19 protein-coding genes are annotated in these 23,003 nt (G+C 65.5%); 7 read left to right on the top strand and 12 right to left on the bottom strand.

Annotated features, from left to right (window positions below; genetic code table 11):
* Positions 1-7: 7 nt before the first annotated feature.
* The 6 genes from ACNR9W_RS03945 (at position 8) to ACNR9W_RS03920 (ending at position 6,528) form a co-directional block, all read left to right on the top strand.
* Complete coding sequence (locus ACNR9W_RS03945) at positions 8-355, top strand: DUF2849 domain-containing protein (RefSeq protein WP_419270528.1); 348 nt, start codon at positions 8-10, stop codon at positions 353-355.
* Positions 348-2,006, top strand: coding sequence for a nitrite/sulfite reductase (locus ACNR9W_RS03940; RefSeq protein WP_419270526.1), 1,659 nt, complete (start codon positions 348-350; stop codon positions 2,004-2,006). The genes ACNR9W_RS03945 and ACNR9W_RS03940 overlap by 8 nt, the downstream gene beginning before the upstream one ends.
* Positions 1,999-2,730, top strand: a complete 732-nt coding sequence (locus ACNR9W_RS03935; RefSeq protein WP_111301778.1) for a phosphoadenylyl-sulfate reductase — start codon at positions 1,999-2,001, stop codon at positions 2,728-2,730. The genes ACNR9W_RS03940 and ACNR9W_RS03935 overlap by 8 nt, the downstream gene beginning before the upstream one ends.
* Entirely contained in the window at positions 2,727-3,113 is a 387-nt protein-coding gene (locus ACNR9W_RS03930; RefSeq protein WP_419270525.1) for a DUF934 domain-containing protein, read from the top strand. The genes ACNR9W_RS03935 and ACNR9W_RS03930 overlap by 4 nt, the downstream gene beginning before the upstream one ends.
* 48 nt (positions 3,114-3,161) lie before the next feature.
* On the top strand, positions 3,162-3,995 hold the full coding sequence (locus tag ACNR9W_RS03925) for a ferredoxin--NADP reductase (protein WP_419270523.1): 834 nt from the start codon (positions 3,162-3,164) through the stop codon (positions 3,993-3,995).
* Positions 3,996-4,308: 313 nt separating this feature from the next.
* The gene (locus ACNR9W_RS03920; RefSeq protein WP_419270521.1) at positions 4,309-6,528 is read left to right on the top strand and encodes an OmpA family protein; all 2,220 of its coding nucleotides are present in this window, start codon (positions 4,309-4,311) and stop codon (positions 6,526-6,528) included.
* A gap of 81 nt (positions 6,529-6,609) precedes the next feature.
* Here the strand turns inward: ACNR9W_RS03920 and ACNR9W_RS03915 are convergent, their stop codons facing one another.
* The gene (locus ACNR9W_RS03915; RefSeq protein WP_419270520.1) at positions 6,610-8,475 is read right to left on the bottom strand and encodes an ABC transporter ATP-binding protein; all 1,866 of its coding nucleotides are present in this window, start codon (positions 8,473-8,475) and stop codon (positions 6,610-6,612) included.
* 162 nt (positions 8,476-8,637) lie between these two features.
* Here ACNR9W_RS03915 and ACNR9W_RS03910 point away from each other — a divergent pair, with 162 nt between their 5' ends.
* Entirely contained in the window at positions 8,638-9,138 is a 501-nt protein-coding gene (locus ACNR9W_RS03910) for a ferritin-like domain-containing protein (RefSeq protein WP_419270519.1), read from the top strand.
* A 69-nt stretch (positions 9,139-9,207) separates the two neighbouring features.
* On the opposite strand, the gene ACNR9W_RS03905 is transcribed toward ACNR9W_RS03910, so the two are convergent.
* The 11 genes from ACNR9W_RS03905 to rpoC form a co-directional block, all read right to left on the bottom strand.
* On the bottom strand, positions 9,208-10,782 hold the full coding sequence (locus ACNR9W_RS03905; protein ID WP_419270518.1) for a GMC family oxidoreductase: 1,575 nt from the start codon (positions 10,780-10,782) through the stop codon (positions 9,208-9,210).
* A 13-nt stretch (positions 10,783-10,795) separates the two neighbouring features.
* Positions 10,796-11,317: a Twin-arginine translocation pathway signal gene (locus tag ACNR9W_RS03900; RefSeq protein WP_419270517.1), complete on the bottom strand. Its 522-nt coding sequence runs from the start codon at positions 11,315-11,317 to the stop codon at positions 10,796-10,798.
* A 58-nt stretch (positions 11,318-11,375) separates the two neighbouring features.
* On the bottom strand, positions 11,376-11,771 hold the full coding sequence (locus tag ACNR9W_RS03895; RefSeq protein ID WP_419270515.1) for a VOC family protein: 396 nt from the start codon (positions 11,769-11,771) through the stop codon (positions 11,376-11,378).
* Between the two features lie 91 nt (positions 11,772-11,862).
* Positions 11,863-12,153, bottom strand: coding sequence for a ribbon-helix-helix domain-containing protein (locus tag ACNR9W_RS03890; RefSeq protein ID WP_419270712.1), 291 nt, complete (start codon positions 12,151-12,153; stop codon positions 11,863-11,865).
* 180 nt (positions 12,154-12,333) lie between these two features.
* Positions 12,334-13,509, bottom strand: coding sequence for an elongation factor Tu (tuf, locus tag ACNR9W_RS03885; protein ID WP_458478505.1), 1,176 nt, complete (start codon positions 13,507-13,509; stop codon positions 12,334-12,336).
* A 60-nt stretch (positions 13,510-13,569) separates the two neighbouring features.
* Positions 13,570-15,693, bottom strand: a complete 2,124-nt coding sequence (gene fusA, locus ACNR9W_RS03880) for an elongation factor G (protein WP_419270220.1) — start codon at positions 15,691-15,693, stop codon at positions 13,570-13,572.
* A gap of 18 nt (positions 15,694-15,711) precedes the next feature.
* Complete coding sequence (gene rpsG, locus ACNR9W_RS03875; RefSeq protein WP_111302052.1) at positions 15,712-16,182, bottom strand: 30S ribosomal protein S7; 471 nt, start codon at positions 16,180-16,182, stop codon at positions 15,712-15,714.
* Between the two features lie 12 nt (positions 16,183-16,194).
* On the bottom strand, positions 16,195-16,566 hold the full coding sequence (gene rpsL / locus ACNR9W_RS03870; RefSeq protein ID WP_022705687.1) for a 30S ribosomal protein S12: 372 nt from the start codon (positions 16,564-16,566) through the stop codon (positions 16,195-16,197).
* A 268-nt stretch (positions 16,567-16,834) separates the two neighbouring features.
* On the bottom strand, positions 16,835-17,650 hold the full coding sequence (locus ACNR9W_RS03865) for a glycosyltransferase (protein WP_419270223.1): 816 nt from the start codon (positions 17,648-17,650) through the stop codon (positions 16,835-16,837).
* Positions 17,650-18,588 carry a DMT family transporter gene (locus tag ACNR9W_RS03860; RefSeq protein WP_419270225.1) on the bottom strand — a complete coding sequence of 313 codons (939 nt, stop codon included), beginning with the start codon at positions 18,586-18,588 and terminating at the stop codon, positions 17,650-17,652. The genes ACNR9W_RS03865 and ACNR9W_RS03860 overlap by 1 nt, the downstream gene beginning before the upstream one ends.
* A gap of 153 nt (positions 18,589-18,741) precedes the next feature.
* Positions 18,742-22,998, bottom strand: a complete 4,257-nt coding sequence (gene rpoC, locus ACNR9W_RS03855; protein WP_419270227.1) for a DNA-directed RNA polymerase subunit beta' — start codon at positions 22,996-22,998, stop codon at positions 18,742-18,744.
* Positions 22,999-23,003 lie beyond the last annotated feature (5 nt).

The following is a 23,003-nucleotide window of genomic DNA, read 5'->3' as shown; positions in this document are numbered from 1 at the left end:
CCGCACCATGAGCAAAGCGTTCACCCCGACGGCTGCAAAGCCCGGAGTCATCACTGCGAACGATCTGCGCGAAGGACATAACGTCTGGATGTGCGACGAGGGCTGGACCCCGGACCCGCGCAAGGCAACCCTGTTCGAGGACGATGCCATTGCCGAACTGGCGCTGCTGAAGGCCATCGGTCAGGCGGACCTGGTCGTCGGGCCCTATCTGATCGAGGCCCGGCGCGGCCCCAACGGCCCCGAGCCGACCCATTTCCGCGAGGCCTTCCGCCAGCGCGGCCCGTCCAACTATTTCCACGGCATCCAGGTCGATCGGCAAGCCGAGACCCAGAAGACGGAAACTACCCATGTTTGATGTTCGCCCTGTCGAGACCGACTATGTGCGCCACCGTGCGGCCCAGTTCCGCGCCCAGGTCGAACGACGCCTGGACGGCAGCCTGACGGAAGAGGAATTCCGCCCCCTGCGCCTGATGAACGGCGTCTATCTGCAGCTGCACGCTTACATGCTGCGGGTGGCCATTCCCTATGGCACGATCAGCCCTGACCAGATGCGCACGCTGGCCCTGCTGGCCCAGAAATGGGACAAGGGCTATGGCCATTTCACCACGCGCCAAAACATCCAGTACAACTGGCCCAAGCTTGTGGACATCCCTGACATGCTGGACGCGCTGGCCGCCGTCGGCATGCACGCGATCCAGACCAGCGGCAACACGATCCGCAACGTGACGACCGACGCCTTTGCCGGCGCGGCCTTTGACGAGGCGGCCGATCCGCGCCCCTATGCCGAACTGCTGCGCAGCTGGTCCACCGACCATGCCGAATTCCAGTTCCTGCCGCGCAAGTTCAAGATCGCCATTTCCGGCGGCAAGAAGGACCGCGCCGTCATCGCCGCCCATGACATCGGCCTGCGCCTGGTCGAGCAGGAGGGCAAGACCGGCTTCGAGGTCTGGATCGGCGGCGGCCTGGGCCGCACGCCCCTGCTGGGCCAGGTGGTCCGCGACTTCCTGCCCGAAGAGGACCTGCTGCCCTATGTCGAGGCGATCATCGCGACCTACAACCTGTCCGGCCGTCGCGACAACAAGTACAAGGCCCGCATCAAGATCACCGTGATGGAGCGCGGCATGGACACCATGCGCGCCGAGATCGAGGAAGAGTTCCTTGCGCGCCGCCGCGACTTCAACGGCGCCGACCGCGAGGCGCTGGCGATCTTCCAGGACCGCTTCCGCGCGCCGGCCTTCCGCAATGCGCCGGTGGACGGCTATGAGGCCGAGCGTGCCGTGAACCCGGGCTTCCGCAGCTGGACGGACACGAACCTGCATGCCCATCGCATCGACGGCTATGCCAGCGCCATCGTGACGCTGAAGGCGCCGGGCCAGACGCCGGGCGATGCCAGCGCCGAACAGATGCGCCTGCTGGCCGACCTGGCCGAGCGTTACGGCCACCACGACCTGCGGATCATGCACGACCAGAACGTGGCGCTGCCGCATGTCCACAAGTCGGACCTGCCGGCCCTTTATGCCGCGCTGCGCGATGCGGGGCTGGCCACGGCCAATGCCGGCCTGACCAGCGACATCATCGCCTGCCCCGGCATGGACTATTGCGCACTGGCCACCGCGCGATCGATCCCCATCGCCGAGGAGATCGCCGACCACTTCCGCTCGGTCGGGCTGGAAGAGGAGATTGGCAACCTGAACATCCGCATCTCGGGCTGCATCAACGCCTGCGGTCACCACCACTTGGGCCATATCGGCATCCTGGGGCTGGACCGGGCAGGTGTGGAGAACTACCAGATCACGCTTGGCGGCGATGCCTATGACATCCCGGCCATCGGCCAGCGCGCGGGTGCGGGTTTTCCCGCCGAAGAGGTCGTGCCCGCCATCGACCGGCTGCTGCGCGCCTATTTGGAGGTCCGGGCCGACGCGTCCGAGCGTTTCATCGACGCCTATCGGCGGCTTGGCCCTGCGCCGTTCAAGGCGGCGCTTTATCCGGAACCGGCCCATGCTTGACGGCAACCTGGACACACGTGCGGAGCGGTTGAACGACCGCTACCGCCACCATGCCGCCATCGAGGTGCTGCGCCGCGCCGTCACCGACCCCGACCTGGGGCGGGTGTCGCTGGTGTCGTCCTTCGGGGCGGAATCCGTGGTGCTGCTGCACATGGTCAGCTTGGTCGCGCCGGGCCTGCCGGTGCTGTTCATCGACACGCAGATGCTGTTTCCCGAAACGCTGGACTATCAGCGCCAGGTCGCGGCCAAGCTGGGCCTGACGAATGTGCAGGTCATCACCGCCAGCGACGAGGAAATCGCCCGCAACGATCCCGACGGGACGCTGCACAAGGTGAACCCCGACGCCTGCTGCGATTTCCGCAAGACCGTGCCGCTGGAGCGCGTGTTGTCGGGCTATGACGCTTGGATCACCGGGCGCAAGCGGTTCCAGAACGGCCAGCGCGCCGCCCTGGAGTTCTTCGAACCCGAGCCGCCGACCCGGCTGCGCGTCAACCCCCTGGCCCACTGGCGCCCCGAGGACGTGCAGGATTACATGGTCGAGAACGCCCTGCCCCGGCACCCGCTGGTGGCGCAGGGTTATCCGTCCATCGGCTGCGCGCCCTGCACCTCGAAGGTCGCCCCCGGCGAGGATCCCCGCGCGGGACGCTGGCGCGGCCGCGAAAAGTCCGAATGCGGCATTCACTTCATTGGCGGACGCATCGTCCGCGGAAAGGTTCCGGCATGAGCACGCAGCTGAACAGCGAAGCCATCCTGGCCCGCGACGACGGCTTTCACCCGCTGGACACTGAGGCCGAGGTCACCCTGGCTCCGGACACCGCCCCGGACCAGCTGGTCGACCACCTGCACCGCAACCTGGTCGCGATCGACTTTCCCTCCTTCAGCGATGGGCGGGGCTTTTCGCTGGCCCGCCGGCTGCGCGAACTGGGCTATACCGGACGCCTGCGGGCAACGGGGCGGTTGATCGCCGACCAATATGCCATGGCGCGCCGCGTCGGCTTTGACGAGGTTCAGGTCGCCGCCGACATCGCCGCGCGGCAGCCCCAGGAGCAGTGGCTGGCCCGCGCGGACTGGAAGGCCTGGGACCATCGCGCCGCCCTTGCGGGCTGAGGGCTTTCGCCCCCCCGCCCCATTGACTAGAAGACACGAGGAATTCTCATGACGCTGGACCTGCCCGTGACCGATGCCGGCCCCAAGAAGGTGCTTCCCGACTCCCAGACCGTGACCTCGGTCACGCACTGGACCGACAGCCTGTTCTCGTTCCGGGTGACGCGCCCGGCCTCGCTGCGCTTCCGTTCGGGCGAGTTCGTGATGATCGGCCTGCCCGACGACAACGGCAAGCCGATCCTGCGCGCCTATTCCATCGCCTCGCCCAACTGGGACGAAGAGCTGGAATTCTATTCGATCAAGGTGCCGGACGGGCCGCTGACCTCGCGCCTGCAGCACATCAAGCCGGGCGACAACATCATCCTGCGCCCCAAGCCGGTGGGAACGCTGGTCCTGGACGCCCTGCTGCCCGGCAAGCGGCTGTGGTTCCTGGCGACCGGCACCGGCATCGCGCCCTTCGCCTCGCTGATGCGCGACCCCGAGACCTATGAGCGCTATGAGCAGGTGATCATGATGCACACCTGCCGCACCGCCGAGGAACTGACCTATGGGGCCGAGCTGGTGCAGAACCTGCGCAACGACCCGCTGCTGAGCGAGCTTTACGGCGAGGATTTCGCCAAGCGCCTCCTCTACTATCCCACCACCACGCGCGAGGACTCGCCGCTGATGGGGCGGATCACCGACAACATCGCTTCGGGCAAGGTGCTGGCCGACCTGGGCCTGCCGCCCTTCTCTCCCGAGACGGACCGCGCGATGATCTGCGGCAGCCTGGCCTTCAACGTGGATGTGAAAGCCGTGCTGGAGAACCTGGGGCTGCACGAGGGCGCCAATTCCGAGCCGAAGGAATTCGTGGTCGAAAAGGCCTTCGTCGGCGAAGGCGTCTGACCTTCCGGAGGCAAGGATGTCCTGCCGAAAATCTTTGAGAACCTGAGAAAGGGGCGGACCCGCATCCGCCCCTTTTGCATTTTTACGCCTGTCGCAAGCAGTTCGGGGGCCCAAGATCGCGTCTGGTTTTCGGCAGGATGTGATCGTCGGCAGCCCCTCCTGAGGTCGGGTTGTACGGCGCTTCTGGTCGTCCAGATCCGACCAAACGGCGCGGGGCATCACGAGGTGGTCACGGTCTTTTGGGGAACCCTTTCCACAAGTGCCTGTTAAACAGCCAAAGATGGACCACGACCCACGCCATAAGGAGTCTCCCATGCGCCGGATCATCCACAACACCACGGCCCTAGCCGCCTGCCTGTCGCTGCTGGCGCCGCAACTGGCCATGGCCGAGCTCTCTCTGCCCGAACAATCCGCCCGCCAGCCGGGGCAGCAGCCCCTGATCCTCGCTCAGGCGACGACGCCTGACGAGGCTACCGATCCTGCCGATCCGCTGTTGCTGCCCGAAGGTGAGCCGGTGGAAGAGGTCCAGGACGAAGCCGCTGCCGATGGAGGGGAGGCGACCGCGGAGGAAACCGAAGCTGCCGCCGACGGAGCCGAGGCCGAGGCGCTGCAGGCGGACGACGCGGCGATGACCGAGGAAACCGGCGCGGCAGAGGCCCCCGAGGCCGAGATGCAGGACGAGACCAGCGAGTTGGAAGCCGCTCTGGCTGCCGAGGAGGCGGCAAATGCCTCTGCCGAAGCCGAAGCCCCTGCGGAAGCGGAAGTTGAGGCTGAAACCGGCGCTGAGGCTGAGGCCGCCCCTGCAGCTGAAGCTGCTGCCGCCCCGGAGGCTGCTGCCCAAGCCGAGGCAGATAGCGCAGTCGAGGATCAGGTCGAAGCTCAGACCGAGTTGCCGGAGGAGCCGGTCAGTTCCGCCGCACCCCAGCGCAAGCCGCAGACGCCCGAGACCGCAGCAGCGCCTGAGGCGATGACAGAGACCGAGGCCGCCACCGAAGAACCCGCTGCGGAAATTGACGCGCCCGTCGAGGAGGAGGCACCCGCACCCGGCGAAACGGAAGCCTCGGCTGTACCAGAAGCCGAAGCTGAGGCACTGGCGACACCGGAAGCGGAAGCAGAGGTTGCCGCCCAGGCCGAAGCCGCGTCGGGCGACAGCCTGCGCTTGGCGCAGGGGGATCTTCAACAGCGCCGCGCAGGTGAGATGCCGCGCTTGGCCGAGGTTCTGGCCGACGAGATGGCGGGGGGCCTGACCCTCGCTTCGCTCACCTGCCTTTCGGGCGGCACCATGCCTTGTGCCAACGGCGGCCGCGCCAGCACTCCGCGCGGTGTAGTGGTCGAGCGCAATGAACGTGGCGAGCTGCGCCTGGCACCTGTCGAGGCGCAGATGTACCGCGTGAACAACAAGGGCGAACTGGTGATCCGCGCCGCCGAGGAGAACAGCCGCGAGACGGAGGCATCCCGCGAGGCGGCCCAGGCGTCGGAGCCGGTGTCGGCGGCCGCGCTGGATGCCGCCGAAGGTGCAGGCGAGGTGACCGAGCAGCAGGTGACCGAGGAAAGCGCGCGGTCCTCTTCGGAAGATTTCGCGACCAACCTGCGTGATGCCTTGGCGGGCGCCACCGGCCAGAGCACCCAAGCCCAAGCCGACAGTTCGGACGATAACGACAGCAATGACCTGACCCGCGCGCTGCTGCTGGGCCTGGGTGCCGTGGCGGTCGGGTCGATGCTGAACAACAACCGACAGGTCGCCCTCAGCACGCCGGATCGCGTTGTCGTGACCCGGGCCGATGGCAGCCAGGAGGTCATCAAGGATGAGGTCGCGCTGCTGCGCCAGCCGGGTTCGACCGTGACCACCGAAAACTTTGATGACGGCTCGTCGCGCACCATCGTCACCCGTGAGGATGGCAGCCGCGTCGTGACGATCCGCGACGCCGACCTGCGGGTGCTGCGCCGCACGCTGGTTTCGGCGGATGGAACCACGACTCAATTGATTGACGACACCACCGACGTGCAGCCGGTGGATGTCCGGCAGCTGCCGGCTCCGGCCGAGGTCCAGACCGGCACCGCCCCGCTGGACGAGGATGCGCTGCGCGCCGCTTTGCAGCGCGAGGCGAATGTGGATCGTCGATTTACCCTGTCGCAGATCCGCAACATCCCCGAAGTGCGGGCCCTGGTGGCACCGGTGAACATCGATGCGATCACCTTCGAGACCGGCTCGGCTGCGATCCGTCCCGACCAGGCACAGCAGCTGCAGTCGCTGGGCCGCGTGCTGCAGGACGCGATCACCCAGAACTCGCGAGAGATCTTCATGATCGAGGGTCACACCGACACGGTCGGATCGGATGCCTACAACCTGGCCCTGTCGGACCGTCGCGCCGAGTCGGTCGCCCTGGCCCTGACCGAATACTTTGACGTGCCGCCGGAAAACCTGGTGACGCAGGGCTATGGTGAGCAGTTCCCGCGCATCCGCGCCGAAGGAGACATCCGCGAGAACCGTCGCGCCTCGGTTCGCCGGATCAGCGACCTGCTGGCCCAGTGATCGGGGTATCCTGAACCGAGACGGCCCCGGCGCAATGCCGGGGCCGTTTGAATGTCAGCCTCATGACCACGCGCTCGCCTGTCAGGCCGTTTCCTGCAACTGATCGTCGGCTGCCAGGAATCCGCCCGACTGGCGCTGCCAGAGCCGTGCGTAAAGTCCGCCTCGCAACAGCAGTTCGGAATGGGTGCCCTGCTCCACGATCCGGCCCTGATCCATCACCACCAGCCGATCCATCGCGGCGATGGTGGACAGGCGATGGGCGATCGCGATCACCGTCTTGCCCTGCATCAGCGCGTCCAGTCGCGACTGGATCGCCGCCTCGACCTCGCTGTCCAGCGCGCTGGTCGCCTCGTCCAGGATCAGGATCGGCGCATCCTTCAGCGCCACGCGCGCGATGGCGATGCGCTGGCGCTGGCCGCCCGACAGCTTGACGCCGCGTTCACCCACATGCGCGTCCAGGCCCCGCCGCCCCTGGCTGTCCGACAGGTCGGGCACGAAACCGTCGGCCTCGGCCATGCGCAAGGCGGCTTGGATCTGATCCTCGGTCGCGTCGGGCCGGCCATAGGCGATGTTCTCGCGCACGGAGCGGTGCAGCAGCGAACTGTCCTGCGTCACCACACCAATCGCCGCGCGGAGGCTGTCCTGGGTGACGCGCCCGATCTCCTGACCGTCGATGGTGATGCGCCCGCCCTCGATGTCGTGGAACCGCAGCAGCAGGTTGATCAGCGTCGATTTCCCCGCGCCCGAGCGGCCCACCAATCCCACCCGCTCGCCCGGTTTCAGGTGCAGCGTCAGGTCGTCCAGCACCGCCATTGGCTGCGCGCCCTCCATCCCGCCATAGCGGAAGGTCACGCGGTCGAAATTCACCGCGCCGGGACCGGGGCGCAGCGGCACTGCGTCCGGCGCATCGCGCACCTCGCGCGGCAGGGCCAGGCTGGTGATGCCGTCCCGCACGGTGCCGATATTTTCAAACAACGCGGCGAATTCCCACATGATCCAATGCGCCATGTTGTTCAGCCGCAGCGCCAGCGGCACCGCGATGGCCACCGCGCCCACCGCGATCTGGTCCTGCGTCCAGAGCCACAGCCCCAGCCCTGCGACCGACACCACCAGCCAGACATTGATCAGGTTCAACGTGATATCTTGGATGCTGGACAGGCGCATCTGGCTGTAGACGGTCTGCAGGAACCGGTCCATGCCATGGCGCATCCAGCGTTCTTCCCGGTCGGAATGCGAGAACAGTTTGACCGTCGCTATGTTGGTATAGCTGTCGACGATCCGGCCCGTCATCCCGCTGCGGGCATCGGCCTGCGCCTGCGCCACGCGGCCAAGCCGGGGCACGATCTGCCACAGCATCACCCCGTAGGAAATCGCCCAGAGTAGGAAGGGCACCGCCAGCCGCCAATCCTGGCTGGCCGCCAGCGCCAAGGCGCCCAGAAAGTAGATCAGGACATAGCTGCCTACGTCCATGATCTTCATCGCGACCTCGCGCACCGCCAGCGAGGTTTGCATCAGACGCTGCGCGATCCGGCCCGCGAATTCATCCTGGAAATAGCCCACCGACTGGCGCAGCAAGTAGCGGTGTGCCTGCCAGCGGATCCGCTGTGGGAAATTGCCCATCAGCGACTGGTGCAGGATCAGCGTGCTGACCAGATTCAGCAGCGGCATCACGACCAGGAGCACCCCGGCCATGATCGCGATCCGCGGGCCCTCCTGTGCCCAGAACAGGTCGCGCGGCGTGTCGGACAGGCGGTCGATCATCTCTCCCAGCCAGCCGAACAGCATCACCTCGATGACGGCGATCAGGCCGGAACCGATGGCCAGCGCCACCAGCCAGGGCAGCGCGCCGCGGCTGTAATGCAGGACGAAACGCCACAGCGACCGCGGCGGCATCGCGGGCGGCTGGTCAGGATAGGGGTCGATGCGACGCTCGAACCAGGCGAACATGGCGCTGCCTCATGCTGGGAACCGGAAGGGAGACGAAGTGCTCACCCGCCCCTGCTCCAGAGTCAAGCCGCGCGGCCGTGATCTTTCGGCCGCCTTGGAACGGCGGCGGCAGATCGGCGTTGAAGAGACAGCAAATCCAACACCCAACGAAAAGGCGTCCCGATGACCATCAATTCGCTCAAAGACCTCTATGTGGACCAACTGAAGGACCTCTATTCGGCCTGCAAGCAGTCCATGCCCGTTGTCACCGAAATGGGCCGCGCCGCCACCTCGCGCGAGCTATCCGAGGCTCTGATTGCCGGCAACCAGGGCATCGCCCGTGGGATGGAAACGCTGGCGCAACTGTGCAGCAACCATGGCGTCGATCCGACCGGCGAACATTGCAAGGGCATGGAAGGCCTGGTGGCCGAGGCGCGCAAGCATGGGCTGGAGACGCAGTACGGCGACGACGACACCCGCGACGCGTCGATCATCACCCAGTACCAGCGCCTGACCCATTACGCGATCGCCGGCTATGGCTGCGTGCGCAGCTTTGCCAACCGCCTTGGCCTGGACGAGGATGGCGCGGCCCTGCAGGAATGCCTGGACCACACCCGCGACGGCGACAAGCACATGACCCGCATCGCAGAAGGCGGCGTGAACCAGGCCGCGGCCGAGAGCTGATATCTCCGTCTCTGCGGGATGGCAGATAACTTAGAAAGGCCGGCAGCATTCGCTGCCGGCCTTTCGCATTTACAGGTTCCCGGCCGACATCTCGCGGGCGATATGGTCGGCCTGGCGGATCGCCAGCGCCACGATGGTCAGCGTGGGGTTTTCCGACGCGCCGGTGGTGAACTGGCTGCCATCGGACACGAACAGGTTGGCGATGTCATGCGTCTGCCCCCACCGGTTGACGACGCCGTCCTGGGCCTTTTCCGACATGCGGTTGGTGCCCAGGTTGTGGGTCGAGGGATAGGGCGGGGTCGGCAGCGTGCGCGTCGCCCCCACCGCCTTGTAGAGCGCCTGGCCCTGCGCATAGGCATGGTTGCGCATGGCCACGTCGTTCGGATGGTCGCTGAAATTGACATTGGCCACCTTCAGGCCGAACTTGTCCTCGACATCCGACAAGGTGACCCGGTTGGTTTCCTGCGGCATGTCCTCGCCCACGATCCACAGGCCGGCCGTGTATTCATAGGCGTCCAGCGCGGTGGTGAATTCGCGGCCCCAGCTGCCCGGATCTAGGAAGGCGGCCATGAAGGGCAGGCCCAGGGACAGCGTCTCCAGCTCGTAACCGCCGACGAAACCGCGCGACGGATCGTGTCGCGCCTCGTCCTGGATGATGCCGGCCATGGTCGTGCCCCGCCACATCCGCACGGGCTTTTCAAAGGTCGCATAGACCGACCCCGTCGTGTGCCGCATGTAGTTGCGCCCGACCTGCCCCGAGCTGTTGGCCAGCCCGTCCGGGAACATGCTGCTGGCCGAATTCAGCAGCAGGCGGGGGCTTTCAAAGCTGTTGCCCGCCACCGCCACGATCCGGGCGGCCTGCATCTGCAAATTGCCATCCTTGTCGAAATACTCGACGCCCGTCACGCGGCCCTGGTCGTTGTGCAGGATGCGTGCGACATGGGAATGGTCACGCACCTCCAGGTTGCCGGTCGCCTCGCCTTTGGGGATGTCGGTATAGGCGGCCGACCACTTGGCGCCCCATTTGCAGCCCTGAAAACAAAAGCCGGTCTGCTGGCAGGCCGGGCGGTCGTCATAATCGGCGCTGTTGATCGCCATCTTGCCGGTATGAACCTCCTTGTAGCCGATCGCGCGGGCGCCGGCCTCGAAGACCTTGAAGTTGTTGTTCCCCGGCAGCCCGGCCCGGTCACCGGTGCGGGTCACGCCCAGCTTGGTCTCGGCCTTCTCATACCACGGGGCCATCTCGGCCGCGTCGATGGGCCAGTCCAGCAGGTTCGCGCCCTCGACAGCCCCATAGGTGGTCAAGGCCCTCCATTCATGCTCCTGAAATCGGATCGAGGCGCCGGCCCAGTGGGTCGTCGTGCCGCCGACCGCCTTCACGATCCAGGCCGGAAGCCCGCTGAAGTCCTTGGCCACCCGCCAGTCGCCGCTGGTTGTGCGCGGATCGGTCCAGGCAAGCTGGCCAAAGCTCTCCCATTCGTCGTTGATGTAATCCTCGGGCAGGTAACGCCCGCCGGCCTCCAGGGCCACGACCTTGACGCCCTTCTGGGCCAGTTCGTTGGCCAGGACGCCGCCGCCCGCACCGGTGCCGATGATGACGACCACATTATTGTCGCTCAGATCGAATTTTGCTGCTGTTGCCATGGTCCGAGCCTCCTTACAGCCAGTCGATGTCGTCGAAGCCACGGTCGATGTAACCGCCCTGGGAGAAGCTCTCACCCTCGTAGCCGAAGATCGGCCAGACCTCTTTCTGGTTGTAGAGGCCCGTCACCAGGCCGCCCCTGACCGTCTGGAAGAAGGCGCTGTCCTGGACGCTGCGCAGGATCGCGACCCGGTCATCCTCCCAACCGGCCGCAAGATAGTTGTCGAACCCCGCAGCTTGTGCCGCGGCATCCAGCGCGGCGACACCTTCCGCGACCATGGCCTTGCTGTCCTGGCTGTCATAGCCCTTGACCGCGATGGCATAAAAGCGGTCGCCGACACGGTCATGCGGATAGATGTCGCGGGCCATCTGCAGCAGCGTCGCCATCTCGTGTTCGCTGATCACGGTGACCTCGACCGCCCAGGCCGCGTCGGGTGCGGCGACAAAGCCGGCACCCGTCACCGCCAAGGCTCCGGCCGCCACGGCGCGCGACAACAGCGCACGCCGGGTCAGCCCCTGTTTCTTCAGTTGGGACATGGTTCCTCCTCCCTGTTATGCCCGTGCCGCCCCCTCCCCCAAGGGATCGACAAGGGAATTACTTGTAGCGGCCGCCCCGCTGCAGGACCTCGATCTCGTAGCCGTCGGGGTCCTTGATGAAGAAAAAGCGCGCGATCACCTCGCCGCCCGGCGCGAAATCCACCAGCTTGCGCGGCGCCAGGCCAGCCTCCGTCAGATTGGCATGCAGGGTATCGACATCCTGAACCGAGAAGGCGACGTGGCCATAGCCATCGCCCAAGTCATAGGGCTCGGTCCGCCCCTTGTTGACCGTCAGCTCCAGCTCGGTCTCGCTCTCGTCATTGGCAAGGTAGATCAGCGTGAAGCTGTCGAAATCCAGCCGCTCGGCAACCTTCAACCCAAAGCACCGGTCATAGAATTCGACCGAGCGCGCTTCGTCCAGGACGCGGATCATCGAGTGGATGTACTTGGCCATCGGGGCCTCCCTTGCTTGCCTTATGGATCAAGCCTAGGAAATCGCGCGAGCGGCCGGGTAGTATCAGATTACTACAGGCGCAATTTTACGATCACTCGGCCGCGATGGCCGCTGGCATGACGTCCTCTTCGCCCAGATGGATCGTGCAGGCGCAGCGCAGAAGCGAGGTGAAGTTGCGCGCCTCGCCATGAAGCTCCAGAACCTCAGCGTGCAGCTTGGAGATGAAGGCCGGCGTTGTGACGCCCTCCCGCGCCGCGATCCGGTCCAGGATATGCCAGAAGGCGCGCTCCAGCCGGATCGAGGTCGACTGCCCGTTCAGGCGCAGGCGCCGTGTCACTGTCTCGTAGCGATCCGGGTGCTGCCCCGCAAAGATCTGGCACATCAGCTTGATCTCGTCCTGTCCTGAGATCCCAGTGTCGCTGGAACCGGGCCGCCGGTCAACGCGACTTTTGGTCATGCCCATATAGCAAAAGAGCCGCCCTGAAGGGCGGCTCTCGATGCGGCATTCCATAGGATCAGCCGGCGTTGCTGCTGCGGCCGCCGGGGCGGCGCAGCGGGATCATCACTCGATGATCTTGGATACGACGCCTGCGCCGACGGTGCGGCCGCCTTCGCGGATGGCGAAGCGCAGCTTCTCTTCCATGGCGATCGGGGCGATCAGCTCGACCTCGAACTTCAGGTTGTCGCCCGGCATCACCATCTCGGTGCCTTCCGGCAGGCGGACGGTCCCGGTCACGTCCGTGGTGCGGAAGTAGAACTGCGGGCGGTAGTTCGCGAAGAACGGCGTGTGACGGCCGCCTTCTTCCTTGGTCAGGATATAGGCCTCGGCCTCGAACTTGGTGTGCGGGTTCACCGACTTGGGCTTGCACAGCACCTGGCCGCGCTCGACGCCGTCGCGGTCGATGCCGCGCAGCAGCACGCCCACGTTGTCGCCTGCCTCACCGCGGTCCAGCAGCTTGCGGAACATCTCGACGCCCGTGCAGGTGGTCTTGCGGGTGTCGCGGATGCCCACGATCTCCAGTTCGTCGCCCACGTTGACGGCGCCACGCTCGATGCGGCCGGTCACCACGGTGCCGCGGCCCGAGATCGAGAACACGTCCTCGATCGGCATCAGGAAGGGCTGGTCCACGGCGCGCTCGGGCGTCGGGATGTATTCGTCGACGGCGGCGATCAGCGCGCGGATCGAGTTCTCGCCGATCTCGGGATCGCGGCCTTCCATCGCGGCCAGCGCCGAACCCTTGATGATCGGGATGTCGTCGCCCGGATAGTCGTAGGAGGACAGAAGCTCGCGGACTTCCATCTCGACCAGTTCCAGCAGCTCCTCGTCATCCACCTGGTCGACCTTGTTCAGGTAGACGACCATGTAGGGGATGCCCACCTGGCGACCCAGCAGGATGTGCTCGCGCGTCTGCGGCATCGGGCCGTCGGCGGCGTTCACGACCAGGATCGCGCCGTCCATCTGGGCGGCACCGGTGATCATGTTCTTCACGTAGTCGGCGTGGCCCGGGCAGTCCACGTGCGCATAGTGGCGCGACTCGGACTCGTATTCCACATGCGCGGTCGAGATCGTGATCCCGCGGGCCTTCTCTTCGGGCGCGCCGTCGATCTGGTCATAGGCGCGGAATTCGCCGAAATACTTCGTGATCGCAGCCGTCAGCGTCGTCTTGCCGTGGTCAACGTGACCGATGGTCCCGATGTTGACGTGCGGTTTCGTCCGTTCAAACTTTGCCTTTGCCATGGAATGGCTCCTTGTTCGTCAATGCAGGTAAAGTGGCGGGGCCGAGGCCCCGCCGCAAGATCACGCGTATTTCTTCTGGATCTCGTCCGAGATGTTCTGCGGCACGGCCTCGTAGTGGTCGAACTGCATCGAGAACACGGCCCGGCCAGACGACATCGAACGCAGGTTGTTGATGTAGCCGAACATGTTGGCCAGCGGCACGAAGGCGTCGATGACATTGGCGTTGCCGCGGCTGTCTTGGCCACGCACCATGCCGCGACGGCTGGTCAGGTCGCCGATGATCGAACCGGTGTATTCCTCCGGCGTCACCACCTCGACCTTCATGATCGGCTCCAGCAGCTTGGCGCCGGCCTTGCGCAGGCCTTCGCGCATCGCGGCACGGGCCGCGATCTCGAATGCCAGCACCGAGGAGTCGACGTCGTGGAACGCACCATCCGTCAGGGCGACCTTGAAGTCGATCACCGGGAAGCCCGCCAGCGGGCCCGAGTCCATCACCGACTTGATGCCCTTTTCGACACCCGGGATGTATTCCTTGGGCACGGCGCCGCCCACGATCTTGCTTTCGAACGAATAGCCTTCGCCCGGCTCGGTCGGGGTGATCGTCAGCTTCACGCGCGCGAACTGGCCGGTACCACCGGTCTGCTTCTTGTGCGTGTAGTCGATGTCGGCCTGGGTCGAGATCGTTTCACGATAGGCCACCTGCGGGGCACCGATGTTCGCCTCGACCTTGAACTCGCGCTTCATGCGGTCGACCAGGATGTCGAGGTGAAGTTCGCCCATGCCCTTCATGATCGTCTGGCCCGACTCGATGTCGGTCTCGACGCGGAAGGACGGGTCCTCGGCCGACAGGCGCTGAAGGGCCAAGCCCATCTTCTCCTGGTCGGCCTTCGACTTGGGCTCGACGGCGATCTCGATCACCGGCTCGGGGAAGGTCATCGTTTCCAGAACGACGGGGCTGGCGGGATCGCAAAGCGTGTCGCCCGTGGTCGTGTCCTTCAGACCGGCCAGCGCGATGATGTCGCCTGCAAAGGCTTCCTCGATTTCCTCGCGGTTGATCGAGTGCATCATCATCATGCGGCCGACGCGCTCGCGCTTGCCCTTGGTGGCGTTCAGCATCTGATCGCCCTTCTTCATCACGCCTGAATAGATGCGCGTGAAGGTCAGCGAGCCGACGAAGGGGTCGTTCATGATCTTGAAGGCCAGGCCCGAGAAGGGCTGGCTGTCATCGGCGCGACGCTCAATGTTGCGCGTCTCGCTCTCGTCGCCCGGCGTGAAGCCCATATAGGCGGGCACGTCCAGCGGCGAGGGCAGGAAGTCGATGACCGAGTTCAGCAGCGGCTGCACGCCCTTGTTCTTGAACGCGGAGCCGGCGGTGACCGGGAAGAAGGACAGCGACAGCGTGCCCTTGCGGATCAGACCGCGCAGGGTAGCCTCGTCGGGCTCGGTGCCGTCCAGATAGGCTTCCATCGCGGCATCGTCCTGCTCGACGGCCAGCTCGATCAGGTTCGAGCGCCACTCGTCGGCCAGGTCCTTCAGGTCGTCGCGGATCGGCTGACGGATCCAGCTGGCGCCAAGGTCTTCACCCTGCCACACCCACTCTTCCATCTTGATCAGGTCGACGATGCCTTCCAGCTTGTCCTCGGCGCCGATCGGGAATGCGATCGGGCAGGGAATGCCGCCGGTGCGGTCCTTGATCATGCGGACGCAGTTGAAGAAGTCCGCGCCGATCTTGTCCATCTTGTTGACGAAGACGATACGCGGAACCTTGTAGCGGTCGGCCTGGCGCCAGACGGTCTCGGTCTGCGGCTCGACGCCGGCGTTGGCGTCCAGCAGGCAGATCGCGCCGTCCAGAACAGCCAGCGAACGCTCGACTTCGATGGTGAAGTCGACGTGGCCCGGCGTGTCGATGATGTTGAAGCGGTACTTGGTGTCCGAAGTCCCCTCGGTGGTGGGGTCTTCCTGGCGCTGCCAGAACGTGGTGGTCGCGGCAGACGTGATCGTGATGCCGCGCTCCTGCTCTTGCTCCATCCAGTCCATGGTCGCGGCGCCATCATGCACTTCGCCGATCTTGTGCGACTTGCCGGTGTAGAAAAGGATGCGCTCGGTCGTCGTCGTTTTCCCGGCATCGATGTGGGCCATGATGCCAAAGTTGCGATAACGCGGAAGCTGATATTCGCGTGCCATGGGTCGGATCCTTTCGCCTTACCAGCGGTAGTGGCTGAACGCCTTGTTGGCGTCGGCCATCTTGTGCGTGTCTTCGCGCTTCTTGACGGCGGTGCCGCGGCCGTTGACCGCATCGGACAGCTCGCCCGCCAGGCGCTCTTCCATCGTGTTCTCGTTGCGCTTGGCGGCGGCCGTGATCAGCCAGCGGATGGCCAGCGCCTCGCGGCGGGTCGGGCGAACCTCGACCGGGACCTGGTAGGTGGCACCACCGACGCGGCGCGAACGCACCTCGACCGAAGGTTTCACGTTTTCCAGCGCCTCGTGGAAGACTTCGATCGGCTCGCGCTTCAGGCGGGTCTGCACGCGCTCCAGCGCGCTGTAGACGATCCGCTCGGCGGTCGATTTCTTGCCGTCAACCATCAGGTTGTTCATGAATTTGGTCAGCACGCGATCGCCAAATTTGGCGTCGGGCAGGACTTCGCGCTTTTCAGCGGCGTGACGACGGGACATTGATGCCTCTCCTTACTTCGGACGCTTCGCGCCGTATTTCGAACGACGCTGGCGACGATCCTTGACGCCCTGGGTATCCAGCACACCGCGCAGGATGTGGTAACGGACACCCGGAAGGTCTTTCACGCGGCCGCCGCGGATCAGCACGACGCTGTGTTCCTGCAGGTTGTGCTTTTCGCCCGGAATGTAGGAGATGACCTCGAAGCCATTCGTCAGGCGGACCTTGGCCACCTTACGCATAGCGGAGTTCGGTTTCTTCGGCGTCGTGGTGTAGACGCGCGTGCAGACGCCGCGCTTCTGCGGGCAGCCCTGAAGGTGCTGCGACTTCGAGCGCTGCACTTTCGGCTGCCGCGGTTTGCGGATCAGCTGTTGGATCGTCGGCATTCGGTTCCCCGTCTTGCTCTGTCAATACTCGCAACCGATCTGGTTGCGCCGCTTCTCGACGGCATCTTGCGCGAATCGCAAAATACCAAGCCCGTCCGGCCCAAAAGGGGCTGACGGGCGTAATTCCAGAGGATCGGGGCGATTCGGCCCGGATCGTGACCTCACAGGTTCTGGTTCCCGAAACGGTTTCCCGCCGGGTAGCGGGGCTATAAGGGGAATCCTTGGTGCTGTCAACCTGGGCGCCCCTGCCCCGCCCTGCTCCTGTCCGTCAGCCAAGCCGCGCCGCAAGCTCGCTCAGCGCCGCCCGGGTCACGCCAAAGCGCTGGCGCAGCAGCCGGTTCAGCGTCGCCTCCTCCGGCTGCCAGGGAAGACCCGGCCCCATGTCTCCCGAGTCGCTGTCGCCGTGGATCGACCGGAGGAACATCAGCGGCCTGTTGACCTGCACGCAGGGCATCCATTGGGCCAGCTGGGCATGGTTGTAGTTCAGCGCGGTTTCGGGCGCGTCGGGAGACAGGAAGATCGTCAGCGCGACCCCCATATTGTGGCAAAGGCGCGGGGTGATCTTCAACTGCCCCTCCTTGACCTCGATCATCAGGCCGCGCCCATAGTCCAGCGCCAGCTTGCCTTCGGACTTCCACAGCGCCTTCACCTTGCGAAAGTCGCGCCGGGTCTCGCCCACGTAATCCACGGCCACCGCGTCGTCGTCGTCATGCCGGAAATGGCCGATCACCTCGGCCGAAGGGTCGACATGCGGCGCCACGGCGGCGCGGCAGGCCTGCAGGTGAAACTCCATCGGCGGCACCAGCTCCAGCCGCAGCTGGGGCAGCTGCCGGCACAGCTCGTGCAGCCGGCCCAGCCATGGCTCGGGCAGGTCCGGGCCGGTCATCACCACCAGCGTAAAATCGGGGTCCGTCTGCGCCTGCCATCCCGGCACAGCGACGGTCGTGAACCACTGCCAGCGGCGTTCCAGGCGGTCCGGGTCGTAAAGATAGGCGCGCCGCGCCTCGATCGTGTCATGTTCGACCTGATAGCCCCGCAGCCCCAGATAGGAAAAACGGCACAATCCCAGCATCTGCACCCGCATCAGTGCCGCCGTCCCAGTTGAGCCTCGCGCCAGATCGTGTAGATCCCCGCGCCGATCACCAGCCCGGATCCCACCCATGTCCATAGGTCCGGCCAGTCGCCGAACACCACCAGCCCCAGAAGGATCGCCGCCAGCAGCGAGGTATAGCGGAAGGGCGCGACGGCCGAGATCTCTCCGACCCGCATGGCGGCGACCGCGCTGATATAGCCCACCGTCAGAAAGCTGCCGCTGAGGATCAGCAGCAGGACGTGCTGCACATCGGGCATGATCCAGCCCTGCGCCAGGCTGAGAAGGAACCCTGTCAGCGTCACCAGGACCGCGGCGTAGAAGGCGATGGTGGTGGAACTGACCTCGCGCCCGAACTGCCGCGTGGCCAGGTCCCGCAGCGCGACCATCAGCATGGCGGCCAGCGCCACAAGCGACCAGATCCCGAAGGTGCCGCTGCCCGGCCGCAGGATGATCAACACCCCCGCCATACCGACGCCCACGGCGACCAGCCGCCGCCAGCCGAGACTTTCCTTGAAGAACAGCGCCGCGCCCAGCATCACCACGAGCGGCAGCGACTGCATGACCGCGGTGAGGTCGCCGATCGCCATGCGCTGCAGGGCGTTCAGGAACAGCAGCGTGGACGCCACCTCGCCCACCAGCCTCAGGATCATGGGCATGCGCGCGCGGCGGTCGATGCGCCACTGCAGCCCGCCGCTGCGCGAGGCCAGCACGACCAGCGCCGCCATCACGAAAAGCCCCCGCAGGGTGATCGCCTGATAGAGCGGCATGTCCTGCGTCACGAACTTGATGACCGCGTCGTTGCAGGAAAACCCCATCATCGACAGCGTCATCAGCCCCGCCCCGCGCAGGTTGTCGCCCGGCTGCAGGGGCTGCGTCTGGATGGAGGCGGGCCGGACCCGGCGAGAGGGAGAGATCAGGGGCGTGCGCATGAGGGGGAACGGCCTTGGATGCTTCCCCCGAAGGGTTAGGCCCCGGCCCTGCCCCAGGCAAGCGTCAAGATTCACGTCCTGCAAGAATGTGGGGCCTTCATGCAGAAAGGCCCGGCTTGGGGGCCGGGCCTTTCACAGGTCGTGCGGGTCGGATCACTCCTCGCCGTTGGTTTCCGGCAGATCGGCGATCGCGCTGTCGGTCATCGTCTCGGGCGCCGTGGTGCCCATGGTGGGCTCGGGCGCGGCCAGGGCGGCAGCCGCCTCGGCCTCGGCCCGACGGGCCTCGATCACCTCGGCATCCCGCTCGGTCGCGATGCGGCGCACGCGGCTGGTCGCGCCACCGGTGCCGGCCGGGATCAGGCGGCCGACGATGACGTTCTCCTTCAGGCCGACAAGCTTGTCGCGCTTGCCCTGAACGGCCGCCTCGGTCAGCACCCGCGTCGTTTCCTGGAACGAGGCCGCCGAAATGAAGCTGCGGGTCTGCAGCGAAGCCTTGGTGATGCCCAGCAGCACCGGCTCGCCCGAGGCCCTGCGGCCCCCGCGCGCTTCGATCTTGGCGTTCTCTTCCTCGAACTCGTCGCGCTCCACGTGCTCGCCCTTCAGCAGCGTGGTGTCGCCGCTGTCCAGGATCTCGATCTTCTGCAGCATCTGGCGAACGATCACCTCGATGTGCTTGTCGTTGATCTTCACGCCCTGCAGTCGATAGACGTCCTGCACCTCGTCGATGAGATAGTCGGCCAGGGCCTCGATCCCCATGATGCGCAGGATGTCATGCGGCGCCGGGTTGCCGTCCATGATATAGTCACCCTTCTGCACGAAGTCGCCTTCCTGCACCGGGATGTGCTTGCCCTTGGGCACCATGTACTCGACCGGAGCGACGCCTTCCTCGGCGGCCTCGATGCTGATGCGGCGCTTGTTCTTGTAGTCCTTGCCGAACCGCACATAGCCGTCGATTTCCGCGATGATCGCGTGATCCTTGGGACGACGGGCCTCGAACAGTTCCGCCACGCGGGGAAGACCCCCGGTGATGTCCTTGGTCCGGGCGCCTTCGCGCGGAATGCGCGCCACCACGTCGCCGGGGCGGATGTCCTGGCCGTCCTCGACCGACAGCACGGCATCCACCGACATCGGATAGCTGACCGGATTGCCTTGGTCGTTGCGCACCGGTTCGCCGCTGGCGTCCATGATGATGATCTCGGGCTTGAGGTCGTTGCCCTTGGGCGCCGACCGCCAGTCGGTCACGATCTTCTGGGTCATGCCGGTCGCGTCGTCGGTCTCGTCGCGGACCGAGATCCCCGACATCAGGTCGACGAACTTGGCCATGCCGCCCTTCTCCGCGATGATCGGCAGGGTATAGGGGTCCCATTCGAACAGCTTGGCGCCGCGGATGACGCGCTCGCCTTCCTTCACGAACAACTTCGAGCCGTAGAACAGCTTGTGGCTGGCGCGTTCCTGCCCCTGGTCGTCCATGACGATCAGCTGCATGTTGCGCGACATCACGACCTGCTCGCCATTGGCGTTGGCTAGGATGCTTTCGTTGCGGAACTGGACCGTGCCCTCGTGCGAAGCGGCCTGGAACGACTGCTGGCCACCCTGCGCGATGCCGCCGATGTGGAAGGTCCGCATCGTCAGCTGCGTGCCGGGTTCGCCGATCGACTGCGCGGCGATGATGCCGACAGCCTCGCCGATGTTGACCAGCGTGCCGCGGGCCAGGTCGCGGCCATAGCAGAGCGCGCAGATCCCGTCCTCGGATTCGCAGGTCAGGGCCGACCGGATGCGCACGGACTGCACGCCCGCCACTTCGATGGCGTCGGCCTTGCGTTCGTCGATCACCTCGTTGGCGCGGATGATGATCTCGTCCTCGCCCGGAACCAGCACGTCTTCGGCAGCGGTCCGGCCCAGAACGCGCTCGCTCAGCGGGCTGATGACCTCGCCGTCGTTGACCGCGGCCGAGGCCGTGATCGCGCGTTCGGTGCCACAGTCGTGCTCGCGGATGATGCAGTCCTGCGCCACGTCGACCAGGCGACGGGTCAGGTAACCCGAGTTCGCCGTCTTCAACGCGGTGTCCGACAGACCCTTCCGGGCGCCGTGGGTCGAGTTGAAGTATTCAAGAACGGTCAGACCTTCCTTGAAGTTCGAGATGATCGGCGTCTCGATGATCTCGCCCGAGGGCTTGGCCATCAGGCCGCGCATGCCGCCCAGCTGCTTCATCTGGTTGACCGAGCCACGGGCACCCGAATGTGCCATCATGTAGACCGAGTTCGGCTCCATTTCGGCGCCCTTCTCGTCGCGCTTGCTGGACGAGATGGTGGACATCATGGCCTCGGTCACCCGGTCGTTGCACTTCGACCAGGCGTCCACGACCTTGTTGTACTTCTCGCCCTGGGTGATCAGGCCGTCCAGGTACTGCTGCTCGAATTCCTTGACCTGGTCCTGGACCTCCTCGACGATCGACCACTTGTTGTCGGGCACGACCATGTCGTCCTTGCCGAAGCTGATGCCGGCACGGAAGGCCTCCTTGAAGCCCAGGCCCATGATCTGGTCGCAGAAGATCACCGATTCCTTCTGGCCGCAGTAGCGGTAGACGGTGTCGATGACGTGCTGCACGTCCTTCTTGCGCAGCAGGCGGTTCACCAGCTCGAAGGGCGCCTTGGCGTTCATCGGCAGGATCGCACCGACCCGCATGCGGCCCGGCGTGGTCTCGTAGCGCTTGAGGACCTCGTTGCCGTTCTCGTCGATCTGCTTGATGCGCGCGGTGATCTTGGCGTGCAGATGCACCTCGCCCGCGGCCAGGGCGTGCTCGACCTCGTCCACGTTGGCGAAGGCCATGCCCTCGCCCTTCATGCCCTCACGCATCATCGTGACGTAATAGATGCCCAGGACCATGTCCTGCGACGGCACGATGATCGGCGCGCCGTTGGCGGGCGACAGCACGTTGTTGGTCGACATCATCAGGACGCGCGCTTCCAGCTGCGCTTCCAGCGACAGCGGAACGTGCACGGCCATCTGGTCGCCGTCGAAGTCGGCGTTGAAGGCCGAACAGACCAGCGGGTGCAGCTGGATCGCCTTGCCTTCGATCAGGATCGGCTCGAAGGCCTGGATACCAAGACGGTGCAGCGTGGGCGCACGGTTCAGCAGGACCGGGTGCTCGCGGATGACCTCGTCCAGGATGTCCCAAACCTCGGGGCGTTCCTTCTCGACCAGCTTCTTGGCCTGCTTGACGGTGCTGGACAGACCCTTCGCCTCAAGCCGCGAATAGATGAACGGCTTGAACAGCTCCAGCGCCATTTTCTTGGGCAGGCCGCACTGGTGCAGCTTCAGCTCGGGGCCGGTCACGATGACCGAACGACCCGAAAAGTCGACGCGCTTGCCCAGAAGGTTCTGGCGGAAGCGGCCCTGCTTGCCCTTCAGCATGTCCGACAGCGACTTCAGCGGGCGACGGTTGTTGCCCGTGATGACGCGGCCGCGACGGCCGTTGTCGAACAGCGCATCGACAGATTCCTGCAGCATCCGCTTTTCGTTGCGGACGATGATGTCGGGCGCACGCAGCTCGATCAGCCGCTTGAGGCGGTTGTTCCGGTTGATCACCCGGCGATAGAGGTCGTTCAGGTCCGAGGTCGCGAAGCGGCCGCCGTCCAGCGGGACCAGCGGGCGCAGTTCCGGCGGGATGACCGGGATCACCGTCAGGACCATCCATTCCGGACGGTTGCCCGATTCCAGGAAGCTCTCGACGATCTTCAGCCGCTTGATGATCTTCTTGGGCTTCAGCTCGCCGGTGGCGGCCTTCAGGTCCTCGCGCAGCTGGTCGGCGGTCGCCGCCAGGTCGATGTTGGCCAGCATCGCTCGGATGGCTTCCGCACCGATATCCGCCTGGAAGGCGTCGGCTCCAAAGTTATCCTGCGCGTCCAGGTACTCTTCCTCGGACAGAAGCTGGCCATAGGTCAGGTCGGTCAGACCCGGCTCGATGACGACATAGTTCTCGAAGTAGAGGATCCGCTCCAGGTCCCGCAGCGTCATGTCCAGCATCAGGCCGATGCGCGACGGCAGCGACTTCAGGAACCAGATATGCGCGACGGGCGCTGCCAGTTCGATATGGCCCATCCGCTCGCGGCGGACCTTCTGCAGGGTCACCTCGACGCCGCATTTCTCGCAGACCAGGCCGCGATACTTCATGCGCTTGTACTTGCCGCACAGGCACTCATAGTCCTTGATCGGACCAAAGATGCGCGCGCAGAACAGGCCGTCACGCTCGGGCTTGAACGTGCGGTAGTTGATGGTCTCGGGCTTCTTCACCTCGCCGAAGGACCAGGCCAGAATTTCTTCGGGCGAGGCCAGCGAGATCTTGATTTCATTGAACTGCCGCGGCGGGGCCAGCGGGTTCAGGGGGTTGGTGGCGAGTTCCTGGTTCATTCTCA

It is taken from the genome of Paracoccus sp. T5 (genome assembly GCF_048538155.2).
GTDB lineage: Bacteria > Pseudomonadota > Alphaproteobacteria > Rhodobacterales > Rhodobacteraceae > Paracoccus.
The sequence above is the reverse complement of the archived record's forward strand: the minus strand, read 5'-3'. Positions and strand labels throughout refer to the sequence as shown.